Consider the following 7,149-nt stretch of genomic DNA (forward strand, 5'->3'; position numbering starts at 1 on the left):
CTACCTTGCTTTCTGAGTCGGTGCGGCCGTATCGTCGTCCGCCCCAAATGGGTACGGCCAGCCGTTGACAGAACACGTCTTACCATCGACCTGATAGACCTCGCTGCTGTCGATTTTGTGCAGTTCATCGTTCGACACGCTCAGGGTCTGCTGCATCATGATTGGCGCGATACCGCCGTCCCTCGGACAGGGCTCGTGAACCGCGTACCCAAGTCCGTGACCAACCTCGTGATTAATAAGGTATTGGCGATACAATCCCAGGTCCCCCTCAAAAGGCAGGGCACCTCGAACCCACCGGGCGATACTGACGACCACGCGCCCAGGCTCACCTTCCCGCTGCCCAGACAGGTAACAGGAGGTCTCCATTCCCAAGGTGTTGCCGCACAGCTGATGTGCGGTTCCAGTCGCGGAAAGCTGCACGACAATCGTCGGATCCTGGTCGCGAGGCACTGCCTCGAAAGAAAAATCTGGATTAGCTGTCCAGCCACGTGGATCGGCCAGAATCGAGTTCACCGTCTCTGCAAAGGCGCGCTCGCCACCAATCGAAGGAACATCAATGTTGTCTTCAATTTCCACGGAATACCTGACCGCATTGTCGCGCCCCTCCCCAACACGGGGATGCGCCACGGTGACATCTTTAAAATTTCCCGAGGGTTCCGTGGCAAAGGCCGGACCGGGTGGCAACTGCCCTCCCTCGTAACCATCACCGTATCCCTCACCGGGCACCGGACCAGGGCGACCATTGCCACTCTGCGAGGCGACAGTGCCAGTGCCGGAACCTGAAGAATCATCTTCAGCAGTGAAGATGTCGAAGAGAATGATGACTGTGAGCACCACAAGTACAGGGATGGCATAGGCTCGCCACCCCCAACTCCTTGCAATGCGTACGAGAAAGGGTTCTTGCGTCATTAGGCGAAGAAGCCAACCTTACGGTCTGCGTTATTACCGGTACGGACGTAGGCGACTTTGTCAGCATTAATCAGGTACTCCTGACCAGCGCCGTCGCTGAGCTCAATCACACCTTCGCCAGCAGCCAGCTTCTGGGAGATCGCAGCCTTGACCTCCTCGCCACCAGCGACGTTTTCAATGTTCAGCTCACGCGTATTGTCTGCAAATCCAATAGTGATGTCCATAGGTGACATCATAACCATTCCCAAAGCGGCTAGGATTAGAGAGACCGATTAAGCCGTCGTGTCACGTGAGGTTACAAACAGCAAAGGAGTCGCCGTGGCAGAGTCCCAGTCCCCGACATTCGTCGAATTGGGGGTCGCCGCGGAAATCTGCGACGCACTCGCCGACGAAGGAATCACCCGCACATTTGCAATCCAGGAACTGACGCTGCCCTTGGCGCTCGACGGCACGGACATTATCGGCCAAGCCCGTACTGGCATGGGAAAAACTCTTGGTTTTGGTGTCCCCCTTATTGACCGCGTCTTTGATGACGCCCGCATTCCAGAACCGGATGGCACTGCCCGCGCAATCATCATCGTCCCCACCCGTGAGCTATGTGTGCAGGTCGGCGAGGATTTGGCCCGCGCTGCGCACTCAACCAATCTGCGTGTGTGCACTATTTACGGTGGCCGCCCCTATGAGGAACAGATTGAACAGCTAGACCGCGGTGTGGACATCATCGTCGGTACTCCCGGCCGTCTCATCGATCTTTACCAGCGCAATAATCTAGAGCTGTCAGGCGTAAAGATTTTGGTTCTCGACGAGGCCGACGAAATGCTCGACTTGGGCTTCCTGCCGGACATCGAGAAGATTCTGGCTGCGGTGCCAGATGAACGTCAGACCATGCTCTTCTCGGCAACAATGCCGGGCCCAATTCTGACTCTCGCACGTACCTTTATGAATCGCCCGGTGCACATCCGCGCTGAATCAGGCGAGGAAGAGGCCACAGTCCACGAGACCACTAAACAGATTGTTTTCCAATCGCACCAGATGGATAAGGTCTCGGTCATTGCCCGCATCCTGCAAGCCAACGGTCGTGGTCGCACCATCATTTTTGCTCGCACGAAGCGCGGCGCCGCCTCGGTTGCTGAGCAGCTCGGCGAGCGCGGCTTCCTGGTCACTGCCGTCCACGGCGATATGGGCCAGCCTGCACGTGAGCGCTCGCTGACGGCGTTCCGCAATGGCGACGTCGACGTCCTGGTCGCAACCGATGTCGCGGCTCGCGGTATCGATATCGACGATGTCACCCACGTCATCAACCACCAGGTGCCCGATGACGAAATGACCTATGTCCACCGCATCGGCCGCACCGGCCGCGCGGGACACAGCGGTGTCGCCGTTACGCTCGTCGGCTGGGATGAAACCACAAAGTGGAAGGCTATTTCAGATGCTCTCGACCTGGACATGGCCGAGATTCCGACGTGGTTTTCCACCTCCCCCGAGCTCGCTGAAGCTCTAGACATCCCCGAGGGAATCGATGAAAAGGTCGGGCCAGCCCGCCCGGTGTTGGGTTCCAGACCACCTCGCGGGCGTGGCGGAAGAGGCCCGCGAAACAACCGCTCACAGGCTCATCATCGCAATCGCGGCCAAGGACGAAGCTCAAAGCGGGCCGGCCACTCCAATTCTCATCGTCGCAGCTAGGCCGCTGCGCGTGCCAACTCCCCGCCTCACCTCTCGCCACGACCACTCGTCGACAGGACATTCCAACCGTGCTGCAGTCACCACAAGCCAACGCTGAGCCCACCACTGCAGAGACCCGACTGCGCCGCAATCGAATCGCATCAGTAGTTCTCATCATCGCCGTAGTGCTAGTCGTCGGTTGGACATGGGTCGCTTCTCCGGCTCGTAAGGTCGATCGCACTGAATCCACGGCACCGACGAGCAGCACAGCGCAAGCCCCGGCCGCGAACGATCCGGAGGCAATGCCACATACTCTCCGGCCGGTGTGGTCCACTGAATCGTCGGCAAGCACAAGCACGCACACCATCTCCCCGGCGCCACTGGTGATGGACAACTCCCTCATCGTTGCTGAGAACAAGGGCGTGCGTGCTATCTCGCTTAACGACGGCACGGAGCGCTGGCACTATCGACGAGATATTCCGCTTTGTGCGCTCTCGGGCAGTGATGGCCAAGTTTTCGCGACTTTTCGTGGGGCAGCTGGCTGCGGTGAGACCGTTGCACTCAAGCCCGACTCGGGGCAGTATGTCGCGACCCGTAAATCGATTGCGGCTGACAGCCCTGCCGCCGTGCGCTCGAACTCATACGCGGGTGTCTACGACTCTGGATTCCTGGAGCTGTGGCGCTCTGACCTGGTCCGAGTAGTCGAGTACGGCAAGATTCCAGCGTCTCCGGAACCGAAGATGCAGCCGCATCCGGAGTGTTCGATTATCAGTGCGCTCACGCGCGTGGAGCTGCTGGCCGTCGTAAACAACTGCGATGGTCACGGGCGCCTGGTCATGCAGGCGGCAAATCCGGAGGAGTCTCGGAAACCGGAGGTCAAGAGCGATATTGACCTTGGTCCGGTAACTGCAGATATGTCACTGGTATCGATTGGCCAGGACACGGCGGCGGTACTGTCAGACAATCGCATCCGAGTTTTTCGTATGGACGGCACGATGCTGACTGAATTGGCGCTGGATGAGACTACTCTGCGCCCAGCACCGGCGGAAGCTAACTCCAACGGCGATGCCCCGCGTGCGCCTTTTACAACGGATCTTCCCCATCACATGACGTGGTGGTCGCCGCGTGGTTTACTGGGCTTCCGCCCGAGCACCCTGGCGCCGGATTTCGAGTTTCCTGAGGCCACAGGAACCCCAGCTCCATGGGGTGAGCATGTTTTCATGCCAGTCGCTGACGGAGTCGCGGTATTGAATGCCAAGACTCTCGAGATTATCGGCACACTCCCGTTGCCTGCAGCTGCGAAGTCCACTCATGCAAATAATGCGGACAAGCCGGAAGTGCCCGTGCGCCTTGCAGTTGTCGGTGACACGCTACTAGTTCAGCGCGGTGAGTCAGTCGACGCGTTCGCCATCGAAGCTTAGAAAGAGCGGGCAGCCCAATCAATCGCCTTCGGACTAAACATACAGGCCAGCGCAGCAATTGAAGCTGCCGCCGTCGGTAGAGCAAGCAGAAAAGCGCTCGAGCGGAACATGTAATAGGCCACGCCCAGCAAGCAGAGGTTGAGCATAATAATCGGCCCGCGCCCCCATCGGGCGCCACGCAGCAACATAATCGCACCAGCGAGAACAGCGCCGAAAATGAGAAGGAACCACAGCGCGGTACCCCAACCGGAAATGACCGCGGCCTCGTCGCGGTACCCCATCAAATCACGAATGAGAAGGAAGATCCCGTAGCCCAGACCGAGGGCACATTCGGCGACACCAATCCACGCACCGACCATAACAACCTGAGGTGCGGCGATCGGCCCGTCGGCTGCCGCAAGCTGGTCGGTAGTACGCGATTTGGGCGCATTGCTGCTGTTTTTCTGGTTACTCACGCCCTACATGTTAGCCCGGTGCGAACCGATGAATACACCCTGGAGGCATACCGGCTAATGCGCCCATCACAAGTCTGCTCATGCACTATTCTTGGTGCCTGTGCGTGCGTTGCTAATCTCCAATCCGAATTCGACCAGTAACACTGCTCGACGTATGCCCGGCGTTGTGCGGGCGCTTCGCTCGGTCGAGGGGATTCGCTTGACATCCATGTTTACCGCCTACCCTGGCCATGCTGCGGAAATGGTGGCGGGTAAAACGGTTCGCGATTACGACGTCATTATTTCTCTCGGCGGCGACGGAACCATTAACGAGATTGTCAATGGGCTCATGAACTCCAACCCATTCTCCGCACTGCCTGCCTCTGACCTGCCTGCCATCGCGACAATTCCCACCGGCAGCGCCAACGTTTTGGCAGGTGCGTTGGGTATTCCCCGCGACCCCGTAGATGCCGCGTGGTACATCGCAAGTCTGCTGCGCTCCCGAACCCGCAGCACTATCAGCGTTGGACATGCAGCGGAGCGATGCTTCGTGGTCAATGCCGGTATCGGCATCGATGCGGAAGTCATTTCCACCATGGAACAGCTCCGACAAAACGGTACCCGCGCCAAAGCCGTGCGCTATTTGCCGGCAATTTTCACCGCATGGAATCAGTTGCGCAAAAGCCCGCCACAAATCACCGCAACTATCGACGGCACGGAGTTTGGCCGTGATCTCGCAATGGCCGTGGTGTCCAACTCCAATCCCTGGACATTCCTCGGCGACCTCCCCATCGTCACCAACCCCACTGTGTCCCTACGCAGAGGCCTGGGCTTTTATGGCTTCACTTCCCTGAGGGGAGTGACGGGACTTGTCGCCGCAGCCAATTTAGCCGGTTTCTTCACCCGACTGCGTTCCCCCTTCCACGTCGAAGCCCGCGAACGACGCGTCGACAACGTCCAGCACATCGAACTCACCGCTACTACCCCACTTCGTCTCCAGTTGGACGGCGAGTACATCAATCAGTGTGAGTCCCTCAACATCCGTGTTAAGCAAGGCGCTATCAATTTTGTGGCGCGTGCCGACGATTACACCGAGGACCAGTTCACCAAGAAAGTCGCTACCCGCCCCGTGGACGAGCGCTTGCTCGTTGTGGTGACCAAAAAGGTCATGGATCGCACACGCCGACTGTTCAGTGCTAGCCAAAAGACCGAGGCAAACCCGGCTTAAACTGCAACTGTTTACTGACAAGCCAACAAAAATGCGCCATACACCCTCACTACTGCAATTACCAAAACTAATTTTACCCCCACAAAGGGCTAGTTTTGACCTGGCGTTTTAACCAAAACTTCACTTTTCTGTGAGGTTTGGCACTTTTATTCATTTTGCTCTTTACGAACCGCCCCAGTCGTGAAAACATGTAAATCGTCAGCGAGACAGGCACGCAGTTCACTGGTTGTGTAACCATGCAAGTCTCGCATTTTTAGGCGCAAACTCTTTGGTGAGTCCCCACTACCTTTCACGTCGTATAGGCGATGGAACAGGTGCCCCCTCCCAAGATGCCTAATACCCCTGGGCAACCGGGAATGAACCCCAACCTTCGTTGAGATACGGCGATTTGTCGTGTCTGACGAAATCCATTTCCGGAGCTGCCTTCCCGCAAGGAAATTTAACCCTGCCCTCACCCGGGGCTCGTAATGTTTTAGGAGTTTGTCATGGATTGGCGTCACAAGGCCGTTTGTCGTGAAGAGGATCCGGAGCTGTTCTTCCCGGTCGGTAACTCCGGCCCGGCTCTCGCCCAGATTGCTAAGGCCAAGGTCGTTTGCAACCGTTGCCCCGTTACTGCTCAGTGCCTGGCCTGGGCACTTGAGACCGGCCAGGATGCAGGTGTCTGGGGCGGCATGAGCGAGGATGAGCGTCGCGCACTGAAGCGCCGTCGCAACCGCGGCCGCACCCGTCGCACTCGCACCAGCACCACGGTCTAATTAAAGGACTTACCCTCGTACCGTGTAATCTATACCGGTTGATACCTGTTTAACCCGATAGAAAGAGAGCCCAGCTATGAGCAAGCGTGGCCGTAAGCGCAAGGACCGCCGTAAGAACAAGGCTAACCACGGCAAGCGTCCGAACAGCTAAGTTGCCCTTAGTTGCAGCAGTCTTAGCCATCACCGGCTAAGACATCTCACTCCACTCCAGCACAACTCGGTATTGCACCGAGGGACGGGGTGGAGTTTTTTATGCCTCCAGCGGATACCTCAACGGGTAGCAGGTCTGAAAGTGACTAGGTTTATGACACATGAATTGAATTCACCCGCGATTTTTTGTCATAAACCTAGTCACTTTCAACACCTTTTCGATGCCTCGTCGATACCGCATCCTCGCTTTCCGGATTAACCATCCGCCAGAACCTTACCAGCGAGTTTGGAGCCCAAACCCCACCGGAGTAACGTCTGAAAACAGAGCTTTTACAGCAGCTCCAGCTAGGTTGCTCGAAAGCAATGGGGCTATAGCTCAGTTGGTAGAGCGTCGCGTTCGCAATGCGAAGGTCAGGGGTTCGATTCCCCTTAGCTCCACAAATAGCTCCACAAAAATATCCCAGGCCACATCACCGTGACCTGGGATTTTCCCATTACGCATTACCGCATTACCGGGTTAAGTAAAGAAAAGTGTGTCTTTTCCGGGCGTGTTGCGGTTATTTGATCCAGCCTTTTTGGATGCCGAGGTT

The 7,149-nt window shown here is 57.3% G+C and carries 8 protein-coding genes and 1 tRNA gene; 6 read left to right on the top strand and 3 right to left on the bottom strand.

Translation table 11 applies throughout. The features are described 5' to 3' along the window. Both QP981_RS09925 and QP981_RS09930 read right to left on the bottom strand, forming a co-directional pair. Positions 1–909, bottom strand: a complete 909-nt coding sequence (locus tag QP981_RS09925; RefSeq protein ID WP_049172838.1) for a DUF3152 domain-containing protein — start codon at positions 907–909, stop codon at positions 1–3. Next, positions 909–1,133, bottom strand: coding sequence for a DUF3107 domain-containing protein (locus tag QP981_RS09930; protein ID WP_042388469.1), 225 nt, complete (start codon positions 1,131–1,133; stop codon positions 909–911). The genes QP981_RS09925 and QP981_RS09930 overlap by 1 nt, the downstream gene beginning before the upstream one ends. A 94-nt stretch (positions 1,134–1,227) precedes the next feature. On the opposite strand from QP981_RS09930, the gene QP981_RS09935 reads away from it, so the two are divergent. Together QP981_RS09935 and QP981_RS09940 are read left to right on the top strand one after the other, a co-directional pair. Then, positions 1,228–2,592, top strand: a complete 1,365-nt coding sequence (locus QP981_RS09935) for a DEAD/DEAH box helicase (RefSeq protein ID WP_049191109.1) — start codon at positions 1,228–1,230, stop codon at positions 2,590–2,592. Positions 2,593–2,660: 68 nt separating this feature from the next. Next, a complete protein-coding gene (locus QP981_RS09940) occupies positions 2,661–3,992 on the top strand; it encodes an Rv3212 family protein (protein ID WP_069359464.1) in 1,332 nt (443 codons plus the stop codon). Here QP981_RS09940 and QP981_RS09945 read toward each other — a convergent pair. Then, positions 3,989–4,447 carry a hypothetical protein gene (locus QP981_RS09945; protein WP_224783785.1) on the bottom strand — a complete coding sequence of 153 codons (459 nt, stop codon included), beginning with the start codon at positions 4,445–4,447 and terminating at the stop codon, positions 3,989–3,991. The genes QP981_RS09940 and QP981_RS09945 overlap by 4 nt on opposite strands. Before the next feature lie 100 nt (positions 4,448–4,547). On the opposite strand from QP981_RS09945, the gene QP981_RS09950 reads away from it, so the two are divergent. The 4 genes from QP981_RS09950 to QP981_RS09960 all read left to right on the top strand — a co-directional run bounded on the left by QP981_RS09950 (position 4,548) and on the right by QP981_RS09960 (position 6,997). Further along, positions 4,548–5,654: a diacylglycerol/lipid kinase family protein gene (locus tag QP981_RS09950; protein WP_284857948.1), complete on the top strand. Its 1,107-nt coding sequence runs from the start codon at positions 4,548–4,550 to the stop codon at positions 5,652–5,654. A gap of 485 nt (positions 5,655–6,139) precedes the next feature. Continuing rightward, a complete protein-coding gene (locus tag QP981_RS09955) occupies positions 6,140–6,409 on the top strand; it encodes a WhiB family transcriptional regulator (protein ID WP_016422223.1) in 270 nt (89 codons plus the stop codon). Between the two features lie 76 nt (positions 6,410–6,485). After that, complete coding sequence (locus QP981_RS11305) at positions 6,486–6,560, top strand: 50S ribosomal protein bL37 (RefSeq protein ID WP_014300525.1); 75 nt, start codon at positions 6,486–6,488, stop codon at positions 6,558–6,560. 364 nt (positions 6,561–6,924) lie between these two features. Next, a tRNA-Ala gene (locus tag QP981_RS09960) sits at positions 6,925–6,997 on the top strand. Positions 6,998–7,149: the final 152 nt, after the last annotated feature.

The organism is Corynebacterium sp. MSK047 (assembly GCF_030232285.1).
Taxonomy (GTDB): Bacteria; Actinomycetota; Actinomycetes; order Mycobacteriales; family Mycobacteriaceae; genus Corynebacterium; species Corynebacterium jeikeium_D.